The sequence below is a fragment of the Glaciecola sp. XM2 genome (genome assembly GCF_018595715.1).
Lineage (GTDB): Bacteria > Pseudomonadota > Gammaproteobacteria > Enterobacterales > Alteromonadaceae > Glaciecola.
Genome location: NZ_JAHEOJ010000022.1, coordinates 42,018 through 65,925, shown reverse-complemented (window position 1 = coordinate 65,925; position 23,908 = coordinate 42,018). Strand labels below are relative to the sequence as shown.

Genomic DNA, 23,908 nt, shown 5'->3' with positions numbered 1-23,908 from the left:
CCTTATAGCACTAATTTGTGTGTTGCAGTAATTTTTTTATGTCTATGAGTAAATAGGTAATTAGTACGTGCCATGGCTTGTAACTCGTGTGTATCAAACTTCCATTCAGCCTGCCAGTGCTCAGGTGTAATACTGGGTAGCTGAGTCTCTTCAAAAGGGTGGGAGAGCATCACTGGGGCAAAGGTAACACTGTTGCTTACGTCTGGTTGCGGGCCCTTTCCTTCAAGCCAGTGCATGAGCTCCACATAGGGTGGTTTGAGCCCGTGCCATAAACGTTCAACTGCCTCTACATCAATGTTTGGGTCTGTGACTTGCCCGTATTCGGCCAGTACTTTTTTTAAGAAACGTGCCGACACGCCAATGCGCAAGCCACGGGTACCAAGTTTTAATAAAGCCCAGCGTTGAGGGGCGTTCATGCTGTTAAGCAAGGTAATAAGATACTGCTTATTTTGCGCTTTTGTACCCTTAGCAAATTGCGTTACCACTTCGCTCAGCGAAGGCAAAATGTCAATTGGTGCGGGGTCGTCTGTTTGTGCTCGCCACAAGTGGGAAACCGTTTCACTCATTTCGCCAACGTAGTCATAGCTCAAGTCGAACAGCACTGGGTCAACGCGTTCGGTGATCAAGTCTTTGATTAACTTTCGTTTAAAAAAATCAAAACTCAATGTGCCCGCGATAGCGGCAATCGCCCAGCCGCGATCAGGGTCGGGGGTGTTGGCTAAATACGCTTTTATCAAAGCCGATTTCGCAAGGTTTGAGGAGGTAAAATAGAGCTTATCAACAAGCGCGGCAAAGGCTTCCATAGTCAGCTTTCATCCTCATCATAGCCAATTAAAGACAAGGCTTTTGCTTTGTAACCCATGCGTTGCGCTTGATGCACAAGGGCCTGTTCGCGCCCATGAGTGACCCATACTTCTTGAGGGTTAACTTGTTCGATGGTTTGAATCAGCTCAGGCCAATCGCAATGATCGCTTATGATGAGGGGTAACTCTGAGCGGCGCTGCTTAGAGCGCGCTCTTATTTGCATCCATCCAGATGCCATCGCGGTGATCACATCTGGCAGTTTGCGAGACCATCTATCGTTGAGTGCAGAAGGCGGAGCGAGTACTAACTCACCGGCGAGGGATTTTATGTCCTCTACTTCACTGACCGGTATCCATTGCCCTAAATCAACACCGTTTTCCTCGTAAAACGTGCACAGATTAACTAGTGCGCCATGTAAATAAATAGGCTTGTGATAGCCGAGCTCCCTCAGCGATAGAATTAAGCGTTGGCATTTTCCTAAGGCATACACGCCCACTAAATGGCATCGGTGTTCAAAAAGCGCCATTGAGTCTAGTAACTTTTTCATTTCGTCATTGATGTGAGGGTGTTTGAAAACAGGTAGGCCAAAGGTTGCTTCAGTCACAAATACGTCACAGGGGGTAACTTCAAATGGCGGGCAGGTTGGGTCGTGATGACGTTTGTAGTCCCCAGATAATACTAATCGATGCTGCGCGTAATCAACTACTGCCTGCGCTGAGCCTAAAATATGGCCTGCGGGTACAAAGTGCAGTTGCCCTTTTTGAATATCGGCGACTTGCCCGTACGGCATCGGATGCGGTGTCTGACAAAAATCGTCTCCGTAGCGTATCTTCATAATGCCTAAGGTTTCGGGAGTAGCAAAAACATGCTGATGTCCGGGGCGCGCATGATCTGCATGACCATGCGTAATAATGGCTCGTTTAACAGGCTCGAGTGGGTCAATATAGGCATCGAGTGCGCGGCAATATAAGCCTTGCTGATTGGTTTTAATCCAATTTTCTGGATGCGATGCCCGCGGCATGGCGTCTCCTTGCTCTGGTAAAGATTGTTAAAATGCGCACACAAACGCTTTAGGTTTATGCATACGCAAGCGGAGCAAGCAAAGTTTTATCTGGGTTCAGTAAACTGAAGCGCTGCAATGGCAGTAAAAATTGACGTAGTGACTTATGTGGTAAGGAAAACATCATCAGCCAGCAGGCAAACAAACGCGCGCGCATCCCAGAGCTTTTTCAAAGCTGGTTTGCGCAAAAGCAGTGGACTATACGGCCTTACCAGAAAAAAATGGTAACTGCCTTTGTGCGCGGCCAATCTAGTTTATTGATTGCCCCTACTGGCGCGGGCAAAACACTCTCTGGTTTTTTACCGAGCTTGATAGATTTGTTTCAACAACAACAAAATCCGTCATCAAACAAAAAAATTGGTTTACACACCCTTTATATATCGCCTCTCAAAGCACTTACCCACGATATTGAGCGCAACCTGCATCAGCCAATCTCACAAATGCAGCTCAATATCGATGTGGCCACTCGCACCGGAGACACCACCGCTTATCAACGACAAAAACAGCGTCGCTCACCGCCTCATATATTACTCACCACGCCAGAATCATTAATGCTGATGCTTTCGTATACCGATGCTCCGAGTATTTTTGCAAATCTCAAATGCGTGATCATCGATGAGGCCCATAGTTTTGCGAATACTAAGCGCGGCGATTTTACCTCTCTTGCACTTGCTCGCTTAGAGTACCTGTGCAAAGGCTTTGTGCGCTTTGGTTTATCAGCAACGGTTGCATACCCAGAACTGTTGGCAAGTTGGCTAGGACCAAGTGGCGACCCCTGCGCGTTAATTGAGGCGAAAACACGCATCAAGCCTCGGGTGAAAATCCTTAAAACAAACGCACGCATTCCTTTTGGTGGCTACATGGCTAAGTATGCGATTAAGGATGTCTACAAAGCCATTAACGATGCCCAAACCACCATTGTGTTTGTCAATACACGGGCAACGGCAGAGCTTATTTTTCAGGCGCTCTGGGAGGAAAATAGTCTTGTACTACCGATAGCAATTTACCATGGCTCTTTGAGCAAAGAGCAGCGCAGTAAGACTGAATTGATGATGGCTCAAGGCAAGCTAAAAGCCATTGTCGCGACCTCTGCGTTAGAGCTAGGTATTGACTGGGGGGATGTGGATTTAGTGATTCAAATGGGTGCGCCCAAAGGTGTTAGTCGTTTATTGCAGCGAATTGGGCGCTCAAATCACCGATTAGATGAGCCATCAAAGGCCTTGTTGGTCCCAGGTAATCGGTTTGAGGCGCTAGAGTGTTTGTCGGCCATTCATGCAATTAAACGAGGGGAGCTCGATGGCGATCCACCTGCCAGTGGCGCCCTAGATATTATTCCTCAGTTTATTCTCAACTGCTTGTGTAGCGAGCCTGCTGGTGTTGAAGGCATTTATCAGCAAGTGTTAAATGCGCCGCCGTATGGCGCACTAGATTTTAACACCTTCGTACAATTGTGGGCGTTTACGCAAGATGGAGGCTATGCGCTGCAGGCATATGAGCGATACAACCGGTTGCAAGAGGTTGCGCCAGATGTATACAAACCGACGTCAAAGCGGGTCATTATGCGCCATCGGCAGAATATTGGGACCATAGTTGAAGCCGGTAGGTTAAAAGTAAAGCGATTGCGCCGAGCTCACCAAGGCAAAATCATTGGCGAGGTGGAAGAGTATTTTGCGCAGCAACTAGTCAAAGGAGACACGTTTTATTTTGCCGGTGAGGTGCTTCGTTTTGAAGGCATTCGAGATATGATGGTTGAAGCAAAACCCGGTAAGGCAAAAGAGCCTAAAATACCCAGCTATGTGGGCGGTCAAATGCCTCTTTCAAGCTATCTGGCTGATGCGGTGCGCGCACTGCTTAATGACCCTGATCTTTGGCAGCAGCTCCCTAAGCAAGTGATTGAATGGCTCGAGCTACAGCGTAAGTTTTCTATGATCCCCGCTCCTGATCGAGTGCTGATAGAGCAGTTTACGTTTCGTAAAGCTCAGTATGTATTGTTTTATACTTTTGAGGGGCGCAAGGCCAATCAAACCTTAGGGATGCTGATCACGCGACGCATGGAAAAGATGGGGCTGCATCCACTGAGCTTTTCGATTACCGATTATGGTTTGTCTATTTGTTCTATTGAAAAGGTCGAAAAGCATCACATTCCAAAGCTGTTCAACCCCGATATTTTAGGCGACGAATTAGAAGACTGGATGCTTGAAGCGGCGATGTTAAAACGTTCATTTAGAAGGGTTGCCGTGGTCAGCGGCTTAATTGAGCAACAATATCACAGCACTAAAAAAAGCATGCGACAGGTGACTTTCTCAACCGATTTAATTTACGATACGCTGCGCGAGTACGACAAAGATCACGTCCTGTTAAGGGTGACGCGAGAAGACGCTGAGCGTGAGTTACTCGACTTATCGCGCACTGCAGATTTATTGATCCGCTTTGACGGTGCTTTTGATTTTATAGCGCTAAGTAAGCCATCCCCCATGGCCATTCCCATTGTTTTAGATGTGAGAAGTGAAATCGTTACCGGAGCTGGAACGCAAATGCTACTCGAGCAGGCAAACTTGTATCAAGAGGCTGAGAATATGATGGAGGATATACGTGCACTTTTAAGTGGTGCAGATTAAATCATGATAAACGTTGAAATCATAAAAAACCTAGTTTTAGAAAATATGGTTATCCCTGTTAACTTTGCGCAATATCGAATGGTGCTCGATGGGCGTGGGGTGCTTTATTGGCCAAAGCACGATGTATTAGTATTCTCTGATTTACACTTTGAAAAAGGCAGTTTTCTCACGCAATTTGCGCACCCTTTACCGCGTTTCGATACCAAAGAAACCATTCACAGGATGATGGGGTTAGTCCAGCAATATCAGCCTAAAAAAGTAATATGCCTTGGCGACAGTTTTCACGATGGCAATGCTGGTAAGCGTATTGAGCGCAAAGAAATAGAAGCAATTAACACCTTGGTTGAAGGTGTAGAGCAGTGGATATGGATTTTAGGCAATCATGATCCTGACATTCCAGAGCAACTACTGGGCACTCGTAATCATCATCTTATCTTAGATGGCATTTTGTTTGTGCATGAACCAGAAGTGCTCGAGCAATATGCCCATTGCCATGCGCAGGTAGTGGGTCACTATCACCCCAAAACGCGCTATCGTTTAGTGAATCAATATGTGAGCGGTAAGTCTTTCTGCGTTGGCGAAACGCTGCTGTTGATGCCGGCGTTTGGAAAGTACACCGGCGGCTTGTCGAGTGATGATCCGGTAATTAAAAAGCTGTTTGGCAACGCCTCACCGCAAATACTGATGAGTTATCATCATAAGCTATACATGCTGTAATTACCCGTAAAGCGTGTAAGTGCTTGCATACTACATGATGCATTTAATATAAAGGGGGGGGAGCTTGATTAACTTCCCCAGCGCTTTGTAATAGCGTCGTATGCGTCAATGCGACGGTCTCTAAAATAGGGCCAGATGCGTTTAATATCTTCAGTTTTTGCTAAGTCTAATTCTACACTTAAGGTGGCTTCTTGTGAGTCACTGGCCATCGCGAGTACCTCGCCTTGTGGACCAGCAATAAAGCTATGGCCCCAAAAATCGATGCCTGAATCATCTGGGTTCGGAGCTGGTTCAAAACCAACGCGATTAGCAACAATTACAGGCAAGGAGTTGGCTACCGCGTGGGCGCGCTGAATCGTCTCCCAAGCACCTTGTTGACGGCTTTTTTCATCAATAGTATCAGTTTTATCCCAGCCTATTGCGGTGGGATAAAACAAAATTTCTGCGCCGTTCATCGCCATTAATCTTGCTGCCTCTGGGTACCACTGATCCCAGCAAACTAATACGCCAAGACGGCCAACCGAGGTGTCGATGGGCGTAAAGCCTAAATCGCCTGGGGTGAAGTAAAACTTTTCGTAAAAACCCGGATCATCTGGAATGTGCATCTTGCGGTATTTACCGGCAATAGCTTCGCTTCGATCAAAGACCACAGCGGTATTGTGATAAAGACCTGCTGCACGCTTTTCGAACAAAGACGTTATTAATACGATGTTGCATTCTTTTGCCAGTTTGCCAAAAAAGGCAGTTGCGTCACCCGGGATAGGCTCAGCTAAATCAAAGGCATTTACGTCTTCGTTTTGACAAAAATATAGCGTTGAGTGCAGTTCTTGGAGCAAAATGCATTCACAACCATCTGCCGCGAGTTCGCGCACTTTCTGTGCAGATTTTTGCCAGTTTGTGGTTTTATCGTTGGATGAAACCGATTGTTGAACTAAGCCCACTTTGAGCTTTCTGGCAGCTGTTTGAGATGTCATAGCGAAGCGACTCCATTGTTTACGCGCTCAAGAATATCAGGCTTAAGCGTATTGTGAGGAATTTGCATGGTGATGCAATGTAAACTGCCAAATTGATGCACAATCACTGAGCAATCGATAGGTACAATTTTATAATTGGCAAAGGCTTTTTGCAGCACTTCGATTGCGACTGCGTCTTCAGGCTGATTGTAGATGGGGGCAAGTATGGTCTGATTACATATCAGAAAGTTTGCGTAGGATGCAGGTAGCCTATCACCCTCAGCATTGGTCATATGCGGCAGTGGCAGTTCAAACAGACTGTAATCGGCGAAGGTGCTTTGTATTTCATTGCGAAGTGCGTTCAATTCACTAAAGTGAGGGTCTTGTGGACGATTAAATGCGCTTTGCATCACGATGCCTCTAAGCGGTGTGAAGCGTGCTAAGGTGTCGATATGTCCATCTGTATCGTCACCTTCTAAGTGTCCATGTTTAAAAATAAATGTTTGTTGCGCACCAAGATAATCCGAAAACATCGATGTATAGCTTGCATCGTCCATATCGCCGTTACGCTTTGGATTATATAAGCAAGATGCCGTTGTCATCAGGATTTGGTTCTGGTCGATTTCTATCGCGCCGCCCTCGAGCACAGTAGCGCAGGTGATAAGCGCTTGCTGGCAAAATGGCGCTAGGGTTTTGTTGATCTCGTTATCTTTTTGGGCATTAAATTTTTGGCCCCAGCCGTTAAATGTAAACTCTACCGGCGTATTACCTGCTTCACTTTCGCAAGTCACAAAGACGTAATCTCGTGTCCAAGTATCGTTATAGCTTGCTTTCACAATGAGCACGCGTGCGTGCATACTGATCATAGATTTTGCAATGCCATACTCGCTGTCATCGCAAAGCAATATTACCGCTGCCCCCGCTGCATTAATTGCGGTAATCAGCTCAACGTAAGTGGCACGGGCTTGGTCTAACCAAGGTAGCCAATCACTTTGACCATGCGGCCAAGCTAATACTACTGCCTCTTGTCGTGCCCATTCTGGCAATAGCGTCAGTGAAGGTAATGTGTGGCTGTTAGGCATTAAAAATTCCAATTGATACTGGCGAACACTCGTCTCGGTTGACCAATGAAATAGCGATATCTACCAAAGGCAAAATCGGCGCGTTCGGCATAGTCTTCGTCAGTAATATTAAATACGTTTATTTGAGTGTCGATATTATCGCTCAGAGCATAGCGTAAGGTAAAGTCGAGAAGTGTATGACCATCATATTGAGCTGTATTTTGAGGATCTAAATAGTAGTCAGATAGATATTGTAGCGACATTTCTGCGCTCAGTTTTTCGCTCGCTTGGTAAAACAGTTGTGCCGCGTGCAGTTGGTCAGGCGCGGTATCTATGCGATTGCCTTTTATCGTTGTGTTGGCAATAGCTAAATCGCTCTCGTAGGTGTGTTTTTGCCAGGTTAAATTAGTTGAAAAACGCCAGTTTTGAGCCATTTGCCACACATATTCTATTTCAAAGCCACGATATTGCGTCTCGCCGCCTATGATGTTTTGGCGGTTTGTATCACGGATGATCACATTTTCTTTTTGCATATCGTACATCGCAAGATGTAAGCGTTGATTAGTGAGGGTGTAACGCGCACCTAGCTCAAACGATGACATATCGACTTCATCTAAATCAGCCGTGATTTGATTGTCCTGCAAGCGAAATAATTCAGTTGCTTGAGGTGCGCGATATCCATCTGCATATTTTCCATAAAGTAACCAGCTTTCTGTTGCCTCGTATTGTACCGTCAAGGTCTCTGAAAGTGATGTGAACGATACACTTTGATCCGGGGGCCTTGTGAAGCGACATACCGCGACGTCTGGCGCACATGCACTGCCATCGGTGAGCAGATTATCGTAGTCGTATTCCGTGCGCTCTGCACGCACACCAGCGATTACAGACCATGCATTAAATTGCCATGTGCCTTGAACGTAGGCAGCAAAAAGGCTGGCGTCTACATCATAATCATAATGCTCGCCTGCTGGAATATTGGGGCTAAAGTCTTCTGCTTGAGTTTCACGCAGATTAGCCTGCGTAAAATCTACGTCAAAACCGCTTAACCAATTGGCGCCTGCAACATTATCAACGGTGTACTGGGTTTGCACGCCAGCGCTGCTATGGCTGTTTTCTTCAAGTGCTTGCCATGGCAAAAAGTGCTGTAAAAACGTCATGTCATTCCAACGCATGAACGGCCTAATGCTCAGTTGACCGTCGGCAAGGTCGCGGGTGAACTCGCTGTAAGCTCGTAATGACTTAGCATCTCGAAACGCTTCGGGATTAGGGTTAATCCGTCTGAAGCCTTCATCTTCGTAGCTTTTAAAACCACGAATGAAACCGGCGGTTTCTTGATTCAAATTAGCAATATCAATAAGGGTTTTATTGTCCCATGTGAGCCCTTGGCGCTGATAAATCATGGTGACTTTTTGTTGGTCATAGCCGCTATCGGTTTGATAGCCGTTTTCTTGTGTCACGTTACTTAACACGCTAAAGGCTTGATTGTCTTGTTGCCAAGAATACTCTGCAGACAGTCGCGCAAAATCGTAGGCACCAAGTTGTAAGCTTACATTGTTTTGTGGTTTAGCGAAGGCGTCAGGGCTAATGATGTTAATCGCGCCATGCAGCGCATTTGTGCCATATAACGTACTTGCAGGACCCTTTAACACTTCTATTCTTTGGGCTTGCTCACTATTGGCATCAAACAGTTGATTAGCATTACAAAACCCCGGAGCACGCAGACTCAAGCCATCGACGGCCATGAAAAAAGCACCGCAACTGCCGGCGCCGGTTAATACTTCTGAGCGAATGGCGGTTAAATGCTCTTGGCCATTGCCGCGGCTTATCCAAGTGCCAGCTACCCGAGACAGGACTTGATTAATGTGTTGCGCTTCAATCAAGGCTAGTGTTTCAGAGTCGATTAGAGATAGGCTTGCCGGCACATCTTCAATGGCGCTTGCTTGTTTTGTCGCAGTGACACTCACCACTTCAATCTCGTCATTTGCGCCAACGTATGCGTTAAAAGTAAACAGTGAACAGCAAAGGGCACTGGTTAGAGCCACTTTCTTCGGTTTAACAAAAATCATTACTTTAAGTGTCTCCCACCGTTAAGGTGCAGGGTTTGTCCGGTGATATAGTCGCTGTCTAATAGAAAATTGACCGCTTTGACCGCTTCTTGGGCCCCCGGGCAATTTTCTAATAATGACTTTTTCAGGGCTTTTTGTTTGTATTGTTCAGAGTCGTGTTCATTAAACATCACCAAGGCAGGTGCAATACTATTGACCTTTACATGGGGAGCTAAAAGACTGCTAAACGAAAGGGTCAGATTGTGCAGTGCCGCTTTGCTTGCGGCATAGGCGATATGTTTTTTGCTGCCTTTTTCTTGCACGTAGTCTGTCATGTGAATGATATCGGTGAAGCCGTCATCGCTGATGAGCAATTCTTTAAGCGCCAAATTGATGCGATAGGGCGCGTTTGCATGTACCTGCATCATTTTTTGGAAGAGTTCGTGGCTATTGGTATTGTCAGATTCTTGGTCCCAGTCAGATGCATTGTGCACTATGGCGCGTAACTGCTTTGTATGACTAAAGACCTTCTCAATGCAGTCATCGACACCTTGTGCGCTTGCAAAGTCTGCCTGTAAAGCAATTGCTCCACGCTGCATTAATTCTCCCACTGATGGCTTTTCTGAGCGGTATGTTATAATTACGGGCATGTTTTGGTCTAACAGACTGTGTGCAATGGCAAGGCCCAAACGTTGTGCGCCACCAGTAATGAGTATAGGTGCTGTCATAGGGGGAGTCTTTATCCTAGATTCTAAACAAGGTTCAAATAAACAAAGTAGTGTGGGTACGCAATCTGACGGGTCTGAGATCGCGCAAATTTAATTAGTCTGACTAAATTGTAAACCATCTTTGCATGAATATGCGTATACCAGTTTACTAAGACAACAAATGGACAACTTATGTTAGCAAAAGAAGCTATTGTAATGCATGAAGCCACAGAGTCGTTATTATCACCACAAGCAATTATTGTGCGTGATGCGTTGGTCGCTCATGGTTTAGAAACGCCGATGGTTAAAAATAAGCTTTCTAACGAAGAAAAACGCGTTCGTATTCAAGCTGCCATGCAAGAAGTCATGGAAACATTGGGCTTAGATTTGGCCGATGATAGCTTACAAGACACGCCTAGACGTATTGCTAAAATGTATGTGAATGAGATTTTCTCAGGCCTTGATTATCGCAACTTCCCTAAAATCACCCAAATAGAAAATAAAATGTCGATAGATGAACCAGTGCAAATCACCGACATTAGCCTAACAAGCACCTGTGAACACCACTTTGTGACCATCGACGGTACGGCATCTGTTGCGTATATCCCTAACAAAACCGTTATTGGATTATCAAAAATCAATCGGTTAGTTGGCTTTTTTGCACAGCGTCCACAAGTGCAAGAGCGTTTGACGCAGCAAGTGATGGTGGCACTACAAGCGCTGACTGGCACTAAAGACGTGGCGGTTAGCATCAATGCGACTCACTATTGTGTAAAGTCTCGCGGTATTCGCGATACAAGCTCCTACACACGCACGTCATCATTAGGCGGGGCTTTTAAGAGCGATAATGACCTGAAACGCGAGTTTTTCAGAGCATAAACGTATTGTGTAGAAGACTATAAAGGTTGCGCTTTGACGCAGCCTTTTTTATGGCACTTCCTGCCCTCTTCGGGTTTGTAAAATCTCATACCATTGTTGATTGCTCAAGTTAACATACATCGCTTGCGACGCCTGCGTAATTCTCTCGCACTGCGTGGTGCCTATGAGAGGCGCAATACCTGCCGGGTGCTTCATCAGCCAAGCCAATACAATCGCATTTGCATGGCAGTCTAACTCTTCAGCTATCGTATTGATAAGCGCAGCGGTTGCACGAATATTTGGGTCACGCGCCTCTAAATCACAAAACTGGCCTTGCGCCATCGCTCCCCATGCTTGCAACTGAATATCTTGTTGCATGCAATATTCTAGGGTGCCACGAGGAAAGCCATGTTGGCTGTTCGCGGGCATATTTGTGGTGATCGCATCTTCAATAAAACCGTGGTGGGCTAGACTCATCTGCAGCTGATTAGCAATGACAGGGATATCCGTATTGCTTTGAATCAGTGCCATTTGCCCAGCATGCATGTTAGATACGGCTAAAAAGTCAAAGGTATCCTGTTGGTGTAGGTTGTGTAGGGCCTCACAAAGCGGCTTGACCTCCATGAGTGGGTCGGGACGGTGTAAAAATAAAATATCTAAGTAGTCTATATTTAGCCTTTCAAGGCTCGCATAAAGGGAGCGAGTTACGTAGCCTGGCGATAAATCATAATGCTTAATATCAACGCTTGGTGTGAGTCGGATCCCAACTTTTGATTGCACAACAAAGCGCTCGCGAAGCTTGGGGTTTTGCTTAAACACCTTACCGATCAATGCTTCGGCTTTACCGAGCCCATAAATATCGGCTAAATCAATGACGTTAATGCCAACCGATAGACAATGCTCTAACAGCATGTGGGTGCGTTTTACATCGGCTTTCTCAATGCCTTGAGCATCGCTGGCAGAAGCGATTTGCATAGCACCAAAAATCATGCGACTGGCGTGCTTAAAGTGATTTTGTATGGGGATTGTCGACATCGTGTATTCCAAAAAAAGTTGCGTGCTATAATAGCGCGAGTCTAACAAATATTGCCGTTTTGTAACATTGCACTAAACGGCAAAAAAATGTGAGTGATGCATGTTTAAGCGAATATCAATTTTAGTGTTTGTGATGTTACTTGGCGCCTGTACAGGGATACCAGAAGGTGTGCAGCCCATAAAAGGTTTTGAAAAAGAAAAATACTTGGGTACTTGGTATGAAATAGCACGCTTAGATCACTCGTTTGAAAGGGGCCTAAACCAAGTTACCGCCACCTATACTTTGCGCGAAGATGGTGGCATTGATGTTTTAAACAAGGGTTTTAATACTCAAGCTCAAGAGTGGGAATACGCGGAGGGAAAGGCGTATTTTGTGGGTGATGAGTCGGTAGGGCACTTGAAAGTTTCATTTTTTGGCCCGTTTTACGCAAGCTATGTTATCGCTGATTTAGATAAAGACAATTACCAATATGCCCTCGTGACCGGACCTGATACAGGCTTTTTATGGATATTGGCGAGAACGCCGCAATTAGACGCAAAAATTGTCGACCGTTTAGTTCAACAAGCGAATGAATTAGGCTTTGATACCGAGCAACTAATATACGTGAAGCATGGTTTTTGAATAAAAGCTGTCATAAAAATGAAATGAAAATGGACAAAACTAGGTCTACACTAATACCATCGGTGTTGGATTCGCGTTCAATGCACAGGAAACTAGGGCTCAAACATAGAACATGAGCCCACTTTAAGGAAGCTTAATGTCAAATAGTTACAATGCAGTTATCGAGCAAGCTATCGAGTTGCTGCAAGGAATATCGCCCACCGAATACCAGAAAATATTAAAACCACATTTTTCAGGCAGTGTTGGAGCACATATTCGTCATGTGCTGGACCATTTTTTAGCGTTGAAAAATGGCGTTGAAAAGGGTCATGTAGACTATAACATCCGTCATCGGCATAACAAGGTTGAGCAGTTTCCCCAGTCGGCAATAGATGCCTTGTCTGAGATCCAATCATGGATCTTAGGTTTAGCGCCCAAGGACTGTGAGCAATCATTACTCGTCACCACTGAAATTGATATTAACCACACCAAATCTGCCACGTGCACATCGACCCTTGAACGAGAACTCGTATTTGCTAGCAGTCACGCTATTCACCACTACGCTTTGATTCGTATTATATGTGGTATGCAGAACAAAAAAATCCCTGAACTTTTTGGTTACGCCCCAGCGACTATCACTCACATGCAGCAAACTAACGCCAGTTAGTGCGTGCAAATAAAGTAAACGTATAGCCTAATTGGTTATTGTCTGGATTTGAACGAGTAACGATATTGTTACTCGTGGTGTGACAAATACGCTTCGTGTTGCTCGCCCAAATATAATTTAAGCAACTTTGTAGGTGCTTTGACTAAATCGACGCTTAGCAACAGCCCCGGTGTATGGTTAAAGCTTGTGTCTATGCCAAGCGCGTGAAATTGAGCGCCCATTTTCTCATATTGTTTTGCAAGTATTGGGATGTCTTTTCCATCCGCTTCAATGCTCTTTAGCCAGCTTGATAAGTGCGCACGACTATCATATTGCTGACAAAACTCTTCAATTTCTTGGTGGGGGGGGAAATCAAATGGGTGGCGAGCTTGTACATGCTGCCTTTGGTTTTGTTGTATCAATACTCGTTTAATTAAGCTCACACTTCTAGGATCGTAAAGCTTACTAATGGAAACAGTGCCGTATAAGTATCGATATTGAGGGAACTTGCAGGCAAGTGCACCAATGCCTCGCCACAACAGTAGCAAACCTTGATAGGAACCTTGATATTCGGGGATTAAAAATGACCTGCCTAGTTCAAGGCTCGGGCCTTTCCTATTTATAAATTCAGGGTGGAAGTTAAACATTTTATTGAGGTATAGCCCATCGAGACCATCACGCTCAATTAATTGGTCGGTGCGTCCAATGCGATATGCGCCAATGATGGATGCATCCTCGTCACGAACTATAAATAGCTGTGTGTAGGTTGCGTCAAAATGATCGGTATCAATGCTTTCACCGCTCCCTTCGTTGTGTTCACGAAATACCAGCTCACGTAGTCTTGCGATTTCAGTGACAATATTGGGCGCTTGATGCTGATACGCAAAATAGACGGTGAAACCTTTAAACGTTGAAAGTGTTTGCTCGCCAGGAAGCGCGTTAATTTCTTCGCGAATTAAAGCGCTTGGTACAGGAGCGTGAAGCGGCTTATATTCGGTTACGGTATCTGCAGGCCATTGATATCGCCATTTTCCATCTTGGGCGTAGCTTAAGCTTCTGGCAAAAGCAGCCTTCTCTTCAAAGCTTTCACCTTTGAGCTGTTTTTCTAAAATAGGGTGGCCGGTGTGAATGTCTATATGAGCGCCGGTTTTATTCAGTAACTCTCGACCAAGAAAAAGCATCCGCAAACGAAAATACACTTTTTCGATGCGATAAAACATGCTCGAATTTTCTCCGCTGACAAACACCGGAACATATTGAGCATCATTAATGCTGATAAGCCGGCCGACAATTTTATTCCACGTGTGCTCAGAAATTGCATTTTTCTGTGCTTGATAATAAGAAACTTTGCCAGCAGGAAACAAAAGCAATGCCTTGCCGTTTTTTACATGCGAAATACATTGGCGAAGGCTCGGACCATTGCGAGGGTCTTTTTGCGAAAGTGGATTAGTAAAAATAAAGTAGTCTTTTAATTCACGGAAAATACCTAAACCTTTATTCGCGAGTACTTTTAGATCCGGACGCACTTCGCCAATTGCGCGGGCTAAGATAACCCCTTCAATCCCGCCAAAAGGATGGTTGCTGGCTATCACCACCGGACCGGACGTAGGAATTTGTTGCTTCAGCGCATCAAGTCCGGTTATGTTGAGCTTTAATAAGGCAATGAGCTTATCAGCAAACGCTTCTTTACTTAGTCCCTGCATTTGATGAAGTTGATACAACTCATTCATCTTTGCAATTCCGAGCAAGCGGTCGAGTACCCAAGCAAGCGCTTGTGTCTTCAAGGAAGATTTATCAATAAGATTGTTAATGCTAATGACTTGAGACATGTATTTTATGGCTTCCTAGGGTAATCTCTTATAGTAGAACATGATCATCGTCAGTTTATTTCATATCCCCTCTAAGTCAATTGAGATTGACGGTATTTGCAGGCGTTACACCCAAGATCACAGTTATTCGCTTTCTATTATTGAATAATAGTTGCGCAAATCCTCGCTAAAGCATGCGGTTTCGGTGATTCTAGTGCATAATTAGGGCATTAGTTTTACAAAGCATATAGCAAACGTACCTACCATGACCGAACAAATCACGATTCAAACGCCTGACGATTGGCATCTTCATTTTCGCGATGGAGAAATGCTCCACGAAACCGTACCTGCGACGGCTCGCTGTTTTCGCCGCGCCATTGCGATGCCAAATTTGGTGCCGCCGGTAACCACAACTGAAATGGCGCTTGCATATAAGCAGCGTATTCATGATGCGACCCCTAAGGGCAGTTTGTTTGAGCCATTGGTGACTTTGTATTTAACTAACGGCACAACAAGTGAAGAAATCAGAAAAGCCAAGCAAAATGGTATTGTTGCCAGTAAGCTATATCCTGCAGGGGCGACGACCAACTCAGACGCGGCTGTAAAAGGGATTAAAGCACTGTATCCTGTGTTTGAAACCATGCAAGAAGTAGGCATGTTACTGCTTATTCACGGTGAGGTAACAGAAGGTGAGATTGACATCTTCGACCGTGAGAAAGCGTTTATTGACCGCTACCTTACTGACATCGTTAATCATTTCCCAGACTTGAAAGTGGTGTTTGAACATATCACTACCAAAGACGCCGTGGATTTTGTACTTGCCGCATCAGACAACGTGGCAGCAACCATCACACCCCAACACTTGTTGTTAAACCGCAACGACCTTTTGGCCGGGGGGATTAGGCCTCATAATTATTGTTTGCCAGTGTTAAAGCGCAATACCCATCAGCAAGCGCTTAGAGAAGCGGTAAAAAGTGGGTCGAAAAAGTTTTTCTTAGGCACTGATTCAGCCCCTCATGAAAAGCATAATAAAGAGTCGGCGTGTGGATGCGCCGGTTGCTACAGTGCCTGGAGCGCTATTGAACTTTATGCAAAAGTGTTTGAAGACCTAGATGCCATAGACAAGCTAGAAGGGTTCGCCAGTCATTATGGTCCTGATTTTTATGGGCTTGAGCGCAACAGCGGTACCATTACCTTAAGCAAAGAACCATGGTCTGTGCCAAGCATAGTCAAACTATCAACAGGTGATGATATTGTGCCGTTTTTTGCGGGAGAATCGCTAGCATGGAAATTGACTCAGGTGAATGTAAACTAAATGTCAGACTTTGCCCAATATGGTCTATGTGATGAGCTAAATGTGTCTCTATCGGACTTAAAATATACTGAACCTACGGCAACTCAACAAGCTTGTTTACCTTCGCTTTTGAGCGGTAAAGACATTGCGGTAGAAGCCAAAACTGGCAGTGGAAAAACCTTGGCATTCGCGTTAACCGCCTTAAACAAATTTGTTACACAACCTAATATTGAGCAACACCCTCATGCTTTGGTGCTTTGCCCTACCAGAGAGCTTGCTGAACAGGTAACCTATCAGTTTCAGCTATTGGCCAAGCGTATTGCTAACACCAAAATTCTAGCGCTGTACGGTGGCGTAGCCATAGCCCCGCAACTTAATTCTTTAAGGCACGCTCCGGCGGTGGTGGTTGGCACTCCTGGGCGCATCATGGACATTATTGGGCAGTCTAAACTCGACCTAAGTGGCGTGAAGACGCTTATTTTAGATGAAGCAGACCGCATGCTCGATATGGGTTTTTCTGATCAAATGGACTGGATATTATCCGCGTTAAATCGCCAAGCGAGCGATGTCCAAACCTTATTATTTTCAGCCACTTTTGGTGGTAATATCAAAAAGCTTAACGAGCAATATCAGCGAAACGCCGAAGTCATTGTGCTTGATGATGCACATAGCCGAGCTAACATTGAGCAAATTGCTTATAAAGTGCTACCTGATAAACGAGAATATACAGTTGCTGCATTGCTAAGCGAATATCAGCCAGACTCTGCGATTGTATTCTGCCAGACTCGTGTTGAAGTGATGAATTTAGCCAGTCAGCTTGCCGATGATGGGTTTTCAGTCGTTCAGTTGCAAGGCGAAATGGAGCAGTTTGAACGAAGCAATGCCATAACGCTATTTAAAGGCGATTGCGTAAACGTCATGATTGCTACCGATGTTGCGGCTAGAGGTTTAGACATTGCTAGTGTTGGCTTGGTGATTAATTATCGTATTAGCGATGATTTAGATATTCATACCCACAGAATTGGCCGCACTGGAAGAGCCGGTGAAAAGGGCGTAGCGGTAACGTTAATCGACGATTTAGACGAAACTAAATTGATTGGGTTTAACGCCCAGTTGCCTGAGGATATTCCCATCAAGTCGGCGCAAGCGCTTCGATTCCATGCAAATCGCATAAAAGAGCCATTGTATACCGGGATACAGATTGATGCGGGTAAAAAGCAAAAGCTTAGTAAAGGAGATATTTTAGGCGCCATTACCAAGCAAGCTAAGATACCCGCAAAAGACATCGGGATTATACAGGTAGGCACTCATAAATCATTTGCAGCAGTCAAACTGAGAAGTTTAAAGCGCACGCTCGCGATGTTTAGAGAAGAACGGGTGAAAGGTAAGCGCATTCGTGCGCGTAAGTTGTAAGCGCAGGATTATGTTTGGTTCCAGGGAAGCAAGGCAAAAAACCTAGCAAGACCGAAAAATCGCGTTGTGCTCTCAATCACCAGTAACAAGCCTGTTAGCCAAGACGCCCACCAAAAAAGAGGCGTTGCTACAATGCTAAGCGCAATAAAAATTAAGGTGGCAATACCAAGCGTAAGCGTTACCTGAGCCGCTAGTGACACGCCACTGCTTTGGCTTTGTTGTGTTTGATACCCTGCTTTTTGCCAAGCCTCTATTCCCCCTGCAATATTGTAAATCTGTAGGGTGGGATTTTCGCTCAGTAGCTTTTTGCCTGCGGTTTGACCGCGAATGCCGCGCTGACAATAGATGACCAGCGGATGCTCGCAATCACCGATGTCTTTTGCGCGAATGCTGTTAACCGGATGCAACGCCGAAGAAGGAATATGAGAATTTTCATGCTCAGCAGGCTCTCTTACGTCTATGAGAACCCCGCCTTGCTTATCGATTATCGCTTTCGCTTCTTGCGCAGATATGTCGATGACGCCCATTTGTCTTCCTTACCGCCATGCTATCCGACGAAAAAACGCTTAGGCACGGCTCGAGAACTTACCATCGAGAGTATTTACTTTGACCTTTTCGCCAGTGGATATGTATTCTGGCACTTGAATGACCAAGCCTGTAGAGAGCGTTGCTGGCTTAGTTCGCGCACTTGCCGAAGCTCCTTTAATGGAGGGATCGGTTTCAGTAATCACTAAATCAACAGATGCAGGCAGCTCAATACCCACTGGTCTATCTTCAACAATTAACACCTGCAATCCGGTGGTCTCTTCGGTGATGTATAATAATTCTTCGGCAATCGTTTCTTTGTCGAGTGAATAGGGCGTGTAATCTTCGTTATCCATGAACACATACTCGTTGCCATCAACATATGAAAACGTGGCTTTTTTCTTGCTAAAGTCCACTAGATTGATCATTTCATCGGCTTTAAAGCTCTCATCTGCTTTTGCGCCGGTTGCTACCTCGTAGAGTCTCATCCTATAAAGACTGGCGCCTGCGCGACCACTCGGGGTGAGCTTTGCAATATCTTTTACAAAATAGACTTTCGCATTGTGTTCTATTACGGCGTTCTTTTTCACTTCACTGGCTTTTGGCATGAGCGTCTTATTTATTTGTAGGTAACAAGGGATGCAAGAATAAACGACATATTCAAGCGTGGCAACTTGAGGTGAAAATTATAAGCATAAGCTCTGAGCGAGAGTTGCTGACGTCTGTTTGTTCGCCAAAAAAGCACGCTTAGTTTCTTTAGCTATTTGCATTTTGAGGTTGGAAGTAACGATTTAAATGGAAAGGGACTTACGTCCGTTTTGTGCAAAAGTTGGTAGCTTGACCCATGCTTTGTAGTTTTTTCTAATTAAATGACTGACAAAATGCATCCAAAAGCCGCCGTTGGCGATTAAAGTGATTTAAATATCGATGCTCTCTGATATCTCTAGTGCGTCATCAACTTCGATACCCAGATATCGAACTGTACTCTCTAATTTGGAATGACCAAGGAGCAACTGACAAGCCCTAATGTTTTTTGTCTTTTTGTAGATCAAAGAGGGTTTGGTTCGCCGCATCGTATGAGTGCCATAGTGCGTCCCTTCTAATCCGATTGAGTTTATCCACCCATCGACAATACGGCTATATTGCCTCGTAGAAAGATGCGGTGAATCCTTGATACGAGATTTAAAAAGATAGTCGGAATTATCAAGAGCATCTTTTCTAATCAATGCTTTTATGGCCACTCGTGTTTGTTCTGTGATTTCAAATTGAACAGGTCTCCCTGTTTTCTGCTGAATTATTTTAGCTCTCGATTGAATATTCATTCCAAGCGCTATATCTCTGACTCGCAGGGTTACCAAATCGCAACCTCGAAGCTTGCTATCTAGACCAAGACTAAATAATGCTAGGTCTCTTACATTTCCTGAAATTTCTAACCTGATTCGAATTGCCCATATTTGTTTTTGTTTCAAAGCTAATTTTTGGCCAACTAGTTTTCCCTTATTCCAAGGCTCTTTTTTCTTATAAACGGCAAGTGGGTACATAACTATTCTCCAGAATTAAGTCTAACCGTAGACGTTGAGAATCTTATTGCAATACAAATGCCACTTATAATACTATTAAATACTACCAATGAAGCTATTAGGTGAATTATGAGGATGATTAAGAAGAGCATCACTGTTACTGATACACAAAATGAGTGGATGCAAAGTCAGTTAAAAAGCGGCGAATACGCTAGCGACAGCGAATTACTAAGAGACTTAATACGCAAAGAGCAACGTCGAAACGAAGACATTAATGTCATCAGAGAGGCGCTGATTATGGGTGAGCAAAGTGGCTATTCCACCAAATCCGCTGAACAAATTTTGCAGGAGTTCAAAGAAAAGCGCCACAGAAATGTCTAACTATAGGCTAACTCTTGCCGCAGAAATGGACCTCGCTGACATTTTAGAATACGGCGAAGCACATTTTGGGACTAGTGTGGCACTTGAGTTTTATGAAGGTTTGCTCAGTGTATTCCCTAAAATCATTAATAACCCTGCTCAATTTTCCCGAATTGATGAAGTGCGCAAAGGATATCGCAGAGCAATCTATCAAACGTATTCCATCTATTTCATCGAGCGCGAAAACTTCATAGAGATAACGCGTGTTATACGCAAATATCCGGTAAAACTATAACTAGACTGGTATAAAATGACAGACAGAGCACATCCAAATATTGTCATTCAACCTTAAATATTCATCAATTATGATGATTAAGTTTATGTGCTTGTTGCATACGAATAACCATCCAAGATCATTCGATGATCCCCGGTTTTCTTTCGATGCATCAAGTGCCTTTACTTACAACGAACACCCAGGGCGTGCTTTTAACAAATAGCTGTCAATATTCATTTCGAAGAGTAAAGGGTACATAGCAAATTTCACTATTAGGAGATTTGTCATGAATGGCATGAAGGCAAAGTTTGCTGCCTATATAGGGTTAGATTGGGCAGATAAAAAACACGATTTATGTGTGCAAGTAGGCGATGTTGACGCGCGTAATTACTACGTGATTGAGCATACGCCAGAAGCAATTGAGCAGTATTTACTTAATTTGCATAAGCGAGTAAAAGGCAATATCGCTGTTGTGCCCTAGTTGTGGTGCCAGAAGAATGGCAGAAAGTGCAGCGCTTCTTGTAGATGATGTATTACTTGGTTATCCAATTCGCCAGTGGGTCTTAAGCTTACCCATTCCTCTTCGGCTGTTGCTAGCAAGAAACCCAAGTGAATTGAGCAATACCCAGAGAGCGGGCACGTGAGTGATGCAAATCATTCATCGCGCCATTTCCACGCACATTGTGAACAAAGCAGGCTTTACCAACAAACAAGCGAAAACTGGGGCAGTTACCCTTATTCAGCGAGCACGTGCCCGCTCTTTGGGTATTGGTAGCGCCCTCAATCTAAATATCCATTTCCACATGTTGTTCTTAGAAGGCGCGATTAGCGAAAATCCATGGGGTGGCACGACATTTACTCGCATCAAAGCGCTGTCCCATAGCGACATGGTCGAACTAGTTCACACCATCAGTCATCGCATCGCTCGATATCTTGAGAAAGTAGGTTTGGTTGAGCGTGAAAAAAAAAGTTTTCTCAACTTGCCTGTTGATGAGGAAGATCGCCTCCTCCAATTGCAAGGAGCCTCCGTCAGCTATCGCATAGCGATGGGCCCTCAACAAGGCCAAAAGGTGTTTACACTACAGACACTCCCTGTAAGTAATGGCGGCGAATATGGTCAGTTGGCTAACACCTCAGGTTTTTCGTTACACGGAAAAATTAGAAAGACTGTGCCGCTACATTAGCCGCCCAGCGATTAGTGAGCAACGTTTAAGCATGACTGACCATGGAAAAGTGCGCTATGAATTGAAAACCCCTTATCGTGACGGCACTACACACGTGTTCTTTGACCCTATCGACTTTATTGGCAAACTAGCCGCTCTCATTCCACCACCTAGACTCAACCTTACGCGTTTTTACGGCGTATTCGCGCCTAACAGTAACCTTCGAGCACAGATCACCGCATCACAACGCGGTAAGAACAGCCCTAGACTCGTCAATATAGAGGACGGACATTCGGATAAACCTTACCATGCGCGAGGAATGACGTGGGTCCAGCGCTTAAGGCGAGTATTTAATATTGACATCACTGAATGCGAAAAATGTGAAAATCACAGTGTAAGCATCATCGCTTGCATAATAGATATCCACATTATTCAAAAAATACTGAAGCATTTAGATAAAAAGTACCCAAGGTCTGCGCAAACAACATTGTTGCCCCCTTTGCGTGCACCACCTGCAGAACTATACGCAAACGATTTTACTATTCAACGTGACTTCAACTTTGGGGCATAGATTACCTTTACTGCAAGAGTGAAAGAAACACACTATTACATGGTGGGAACATTCGCGCTCTAACTTCCCAATTCCTTTACCAATAGCTTATCTTCGCAAGACATTGCAAACTAACACGTTATACAAAACTTACACAATTCGACATTTCAACAAACCGATCAAATCAAAAGGCCAGCTGCCACAGAGGGTAGTAAACAGCGTTAATTCCCCTTATACCCAAAGCTAATTTGGCCACAAGCTTAATTAATAATTTTTGCATCCAAAACCTGTCAGTTACTGCTATTTGTCATAGCAAAGACTGTCTGCCAGCGACAATAACCAAGCTTAAATTAGATTCATTAACACAGTCCATCGCCCTTTCAGTAAATCGTAACGCTTTAATTTACAAAATCAGCCTTACTCAATAGTGTGATACCCTCTAACATTGATGATATCTCAGGTGTTAATTTACCCGCCTCTACTGCCGCGTCACGACTTTTATAAAACATCTCTGTATAGCGCTCTATGCGGCTGCCGAGCACGCGCCAGCCTTCAGCTTTTGCATTTGAAGGCCATGCCTCTAGTTCAATCGAGGCGCTTTCGATTTGATTACTGAAAATATTAACAGCGCTCCGCATAGCCGTTTTATAATCCATACCGCCTGGGCCAGTGGCGTCCATGCTACCTATCTCGGCAAAGCCAGAGAGTGTTTCAGCAGCACTTTTTAAATGGTCATAGTATTTTTGCATAGCGCGTTCGTCATAGGCGTTAATTCGCCCTTTAAAATCGCTGTTTGTGGTAATGCTGCTAGTATTTCTGGTTTCGACAACCACCGTCGGTCTATTTTGCGGGGCAGCAACAATGCTTGCACCCTCGGTGGCTTGTCGCTGACCATCCACGGTAAGTTGACCGCCCATGCCGAGGCCACCTTGCACTTGTTGTGGTTTATAGTTGCGAAGCGCCATCACCATTTGGTTGTAAGAATCCGCAAATGCTGCTGTTATAATTTTACCTTCGGGGGAGTTCGAAAACCCTTTTGCGCCGCCAGCGATGCCGGCAAAGAATCCACCAAATATATCAAAGTCGTAATTGCCGGCGCTACCTACGGCACTAGACACCTGAACACCAGAGCGGTTGTCAACTAAGAGTAAGGTGGTCGCGGCCTCGTTTTTACTTAAGCCGCCGCCAATAACTGAGCCGATGCTTCCAAATAAACCTCCTGCAACACCTTTTAAACCGCCGGTTCCCTTCGCTGAAAACTGTATGGAAGGACTTACGGTGTAATCTGCGGTGACCATTTGGCCGCCGCCAATATTACTGCCGGAGCGCAACTGCCCTGACTGCATAAGTTCGCGCTCTCTGTTCATAGCATTCATCGCGGCACCGCGCTCGACCACCACAAAACAATTGGATTGTTGAATCATTGTGCGAATAACCGGCTCGGTGCTGCCTAAATTTGGGTAGCGATTACGGTAGTCGCCCCACCATGGTAAAGACCGGTCTTCAAACAGCGCTAAGGTGCCTAAAGGAGCATCGCATTGCTCTAAAGAATTATTTGCGTTTTCGGTATTGGCGCCAGCAGCCCCGCCTGTAACGGTATTGCCACTGCTACCGCCTAGTGACGGGGTGGTCGACATACAGCCTGTTATCAATAAAGATGTCGCCAATGCTATCCCGAGCATCGTTTGTTTAGACTGCAGTTTCATCAATGAGTGTTTAATTTGCATGCGTTCATCCCTCAATGTGGTAAATCAGTGTGGTAAGTAAACGTGGAGCGATACATTTAACTTAGGAATCTTAGATATACTTCGCTTCGGTAACCGACACAAACCATTATTCGCTCTTGGTCTGTCACTTAGCCCTTAAGTGTCGTTATATGGCGTTAAGTATCTATTC

The 23,908-nt window shown here is 44.8% G+C and carries 25 protein-coding genes; 13 read left to right on the top strand and 12 right to left on the bottom strand.

Features of this window, described 5'->3' with window-relative positions:
• Window positions 1–2: 2 nt before the first annotated feature.
• Entirely contained in the window at window positions 3–803 is an 801-nt protein-coding gene (locus KJ365_RS09945) for a hypothetical protein (protein WP_214451508.1), read from the bottom strand.
• A gap of 2 nt (window positions 804–805) precedes the next feature.
• The gene (locus tag KJ365_RS09940; RefSeq protein ID WP_214451507.1) at window positions 806–1,825 is read right to left on the bottom strand and encodes a ligase-associated DNA damage response exonuclease; all 1,020 of its coding nucleotides are present in this window, start codon (window positions 1,823–1,825) and stop codon (window positions 806–808) included.
• 164 nt (window positions 1,826–1,989) lie between these two features.
• Between KJ365_RS09940 and KJ365_RS09935 the strand changes: the two genes are divergently transcribed.
• Both KJ365_RS09935 and pdeM read left to right on the top strand, forming a co-directional pair.
• Entirely contained in the window at window positions 1,990–4,482 is a 2,493-nt protein-coding gene (locus tag KJ365_RS09935) for a ligase-associated DNA damage response DEXH box helicase (RefSeq protein WP_214451522.1), read from the top strand.
• 3 nt (window positions 4,483–4,485) lie between these two features.
• Window positions 4,486–5,199, top strand: a complete 714-nt coding sequence (gene pdeM, locus KJ365_RS09930) for a ligase-associated DNA damage response endonuclease PdeM (RefSeq protein WP_214451506.1) — start codon at window positions 4,486–4,488, stop codon at window positions 5,197–5,199.
• 68 nt (window positions 5,200–5,267) lie between these two features.
• Here pdeM and KJ365_RS09925 read toward each other — a convergent pair whose 3' ends face one another.
• From KJ365_RS09925 to folM, 4 genes are read right to left on the bottom strand one after another with little or no spacing between them, the layout of a single operon-like run.
• Window positions 5,268–6,173, bottom strand: a complete 906-nt coding sequence (locus KJ365_RS09925) for a carbon-nitrogen hydrolase (protein ID WP_214451505.1) — start codon at window positions 6,171–6,173, stop codon at window positions 5,268–5,270.
• The gene (locus KJ365_RS09920) at window positions 6,170–7,234 is read right to left on the bottom strand and encodes an agmatine deiminase family protein (RefSeq protein WP_214451504.1); all 1,065 of its coding nucleotides are present in this window, start codon (window positions 7,232–7,234) and stop codon (window positions 6,170–6,172) included. The genes KJ365_RS09925 and KJ365_RS09920 overlap by 4 nt, the downstream gene beginning before the upstream one ends.
• Entirely contained in the window at window positions 7,234–9,279 is a 2,046-nt protein-coding gene (locus KJ365_RS09915; RefSeq protein WP_214451503.1) for a TonB-dependent receptor, read from the bottom strand. Before KJ365_RS09915 ends, KJ365_RS09920 begins: the two co-directional genes overlap by 1 nt.
• Window positions 9,279–9,986 (bottom strand): dihydromonapterin reductase, encoded by a 708-nt coding sequence (gene folM, locus KJ365_RS09910; RefSeq protein WP_214451502.1) that lies wholly within the window; start codon window positions 9,984–9,986, stop codon window positions 9,279–9,281. The genes KJ365_RS09915 and folM overlap by 1 nt, the downstream gene beginning before the upstream one ends.
• Before the next feature lie 171 nt (window positions 9,987–10,157).
• On the opposite strand from folM, the gene folE reads away from it, so the two are divergent.
• Window positions 10,158–10,844, top strand: coding sequence for a GTP cyclohydrolase I FolE (folE, locus tag KJ365_RS09905; RefSeq protein ID WP_214451501.1), 687 nt, complete (start codon window positions 10,158–10,160; stop codon window positions 10,842–10,844).
• 48 nt (window positions 10,845–10,892) lie between these two features.
• Here the strand turns inward: folE and KJ365_RS09900 are convergent, their stop codons facing one another.
• Window positions 10,893–11,858 carry an aldo/keto reductase gene (locus tag KJ365_RS09900; RefSeq protein ID WP_214451500.1) on the bottom strand — a complete coding sequence of 322 codons (966 nt, stop codon included), beginning with the start codon at window positions 11,856–11,858 and terminating at the stop codon, window positions 10,893–10,895.
• Window positions 11,859–11,958: 100 nt separating this feature from the next.
• Between KJ365_RS09900 and KJ365_RS09895 the strand changes: the two genes are divergently transcribed.
• Together KJ365_RS09895 and KJ365_RS09890 are read left to right on the top strand one after the other, a co-directional pair.
• Complete coding sequence (locus tag KJ365_RS09895; RefSeq protein ID WP_214451499.1) at window positions 11,959–12,480, top strand: lipocalin family protein; 522 nt, start codon at window positions 11,959–11,961, stop codon at window positions 12,478–12,480.
• A gap of 136 nt (window positions 12,481–12,616) precedes the next feature.
• Window positions 12,617–13,126: a DinB family protein gene (locus tag KJ365_RS09890; protein WP_214451498.1), complete on the top strand. Its 510-nt coding sequence runs from the start codon at window positions 12,617–12,619 to the stop codon at window positions 13,124–13,126.
• Window positions 13,127–13,194: 68 nt separating this feature from the next.
• On the opposite strand, the gene KJ365_RS09885 is transcribed toward KJ365_RS09890, so the two are convergent.
• Window positions 13,195–14,934, bottom strand: coding sequence for a bifunctional lysophospholipid acyltransferase family protein/GNAT family N-acetyltransferase (locus KJ365_RS09885; RefSeq protein ID WP_214451497.1), 1,740 nt, complete (start codon window positions 14,932–14,934; stop codon window positions 13,195–13,197).
• Window positions 14,935–15,178: 244 nt separating this feature from the next.
• Here KJ365_RS09885 and pyrC point away from each other — a divergent pair, with 244 nt between their 5' ends.
• Both pyrC and KJ365_RS09875 read left to right on the top strand, forming a co-directional pair.
• Window positions 15,179–16,228: a dihydroorotase gene (pyrC, locus tag KJ365_RS09880; RefSeq protein ID WP_214451496.1), complete on the top strand. Its 1,050-nt coding sequence runs from the start codon at window positions 15,179–15,181 to the stop codon at window positions 16,226–16,228.
• On the top strand, window positions 16,229–17,620 hold the full coding sequence (locus tag KJ365_RS09875) for a DEAD/DEAH box helicase (protein ID WP_214451495.1): 1,392 nt from the start codon (window positions 16,229–16,231) through the stop codon (window positions 17,618–17,620).
• 8 nt (window positions 17,621–17,628) lie between these two features.
• Here KJ365_RS09875 and KJ365_RS09870 read toward each other — a convergent pair whose 3' ends face one another.
• From KJ365_RS09870 to KJ365_RS09860, 3 genes are all read right to left on the bottom strand, one after another.
• Complete coding sequence (locus KJ365_RS09870; RefSeq protein WP_214451494.1) at window positions 17,629–18,147, bottom strand: rhodanese-like domain-containing protein; 519 nt, start codon at window positions 18,145–18,147, stop codon at window positions 17,629–17,631.
• 39 nt (window positions 18,148–18,186) lie between these two features.
• A complete protein-coding gene (efpL, locus tag KJ365_RS09865) occupies window positions 18,187–18,753 on the bottom strand; it encodes an elongation factor P-like protein EfpL (RefSeq protein WP_214451493.1) in 567 nt (188 codons plus the stop codon).
• Between the two features lie 309 nt (window positions 18,754–19,062).
• Entirely contained in the window at window positions 19,063–19,686 is a 624-nt protein-coding gene (locus KJ365_RS09860; RefSeq protein ID WP_214451492.1) for a tyrosine-type recombinase/integrase, read from the bottom strand.
• 114 nt (window positions 19,687–19,800) lie between these two features.
• On the opposite strand from KJ365_RS09860, the gene KJ365_RS09855 reads away from it, so the two are divergent.
• From KJ365_RS09855 to KJ365_RS16790, 6 genes are all read left to right on the top strand, one after another.
• Window positions 19,801–20,046 (top strand): type II toxin-antitoxin system ParD family antitoxin, encoded by a 246-nt coding sequence (locus KJ365_RS09855; protein WP_250884150.1) that lies wholly within the window; start codon window positions 19,801–19,803, stop codon window positions 20,044–20,046.
• On the top strand, window positions 20,039–20,320 hold the full coding sequence (locus KJ365_RS09850; RefSeq protein WP_214451490.1) for a type II toxin-antitoxin system RelE/ParE family toxin: 282 nt from the start codon (window positions 20,039–20,041) through the stop codon (window positions 20,318–20,320). The genes KJ365_RS09855 and KJ365_RS09850 overlap by 8 nt, the downstream gene beginning before the upstream one ends.
• A 265-nt stretch (window positions 20,321–20,585) precedes the next feature.
• On the top strand, window positions 20,586–20,780 hold the full coding sequence (locus KJ365_RS09845) for an IS110 family transposase (protein WP_214451489.1): 195 nt from the start codon (window positions 20,586–20,588) through the stop codon (window positions 20,778–20,780).
• Window positions 20,781–20,796: 16 nt separating this feature from the next.
• Complete coding sequence (locus KJ365_RS16800) at window positions 20,797–20,943, top strand: hypothetical protein (RefSeq protein ID WP_250884149.1); 147 nt, start codon at window positions 20,797–20,799, stop codon at window positions 20,941–20,943.
• Between the two features lie 3 nt (window positions 20,944–20,946).
• Window positions 20,947–21,483, top strand: coding sequence for a transposase (locus tag KJ365_RS16795; protein ID WP_250884148.1), 537 nt, complete (start codon window positions 20,947–20,949; stop codon window positions 21,481–21,483).
• Window positions 21,401–22,033 (top strand): transposase, encoded by a 633-nt coding sequence (locus tag KJ365_RS16790; protein WP_352109379.1) that lies wholly within the window; start codon window positions 21,401–21,403, stop codon window positions 22,031–22,033. Before KJ365_RS16795 ends, KJ365_RS16790 begins: the two co-directional genes overlap by 83 nt.
• Before the next feature lie 377 nt (window positions 22,034–22,410).
• Here the strand turns inward: KJ365_RS16790 and KJ365_RS09835 are convergent, their stop codons facing one another.
• Complete coding sequence (locus KJ365_RS09835) at window positions 22,411–23,739, bottom strand: CsgG/HfaB family protein (RefSeq protein ID WP_214451488.1); 1,329 nt, start codon at window positions 23,737–23,739, stop codon at window positions 22,411–22,413.
• Between the last annotated feature and the right edge of the window lie 169 nt (window positions 23,740–23,908).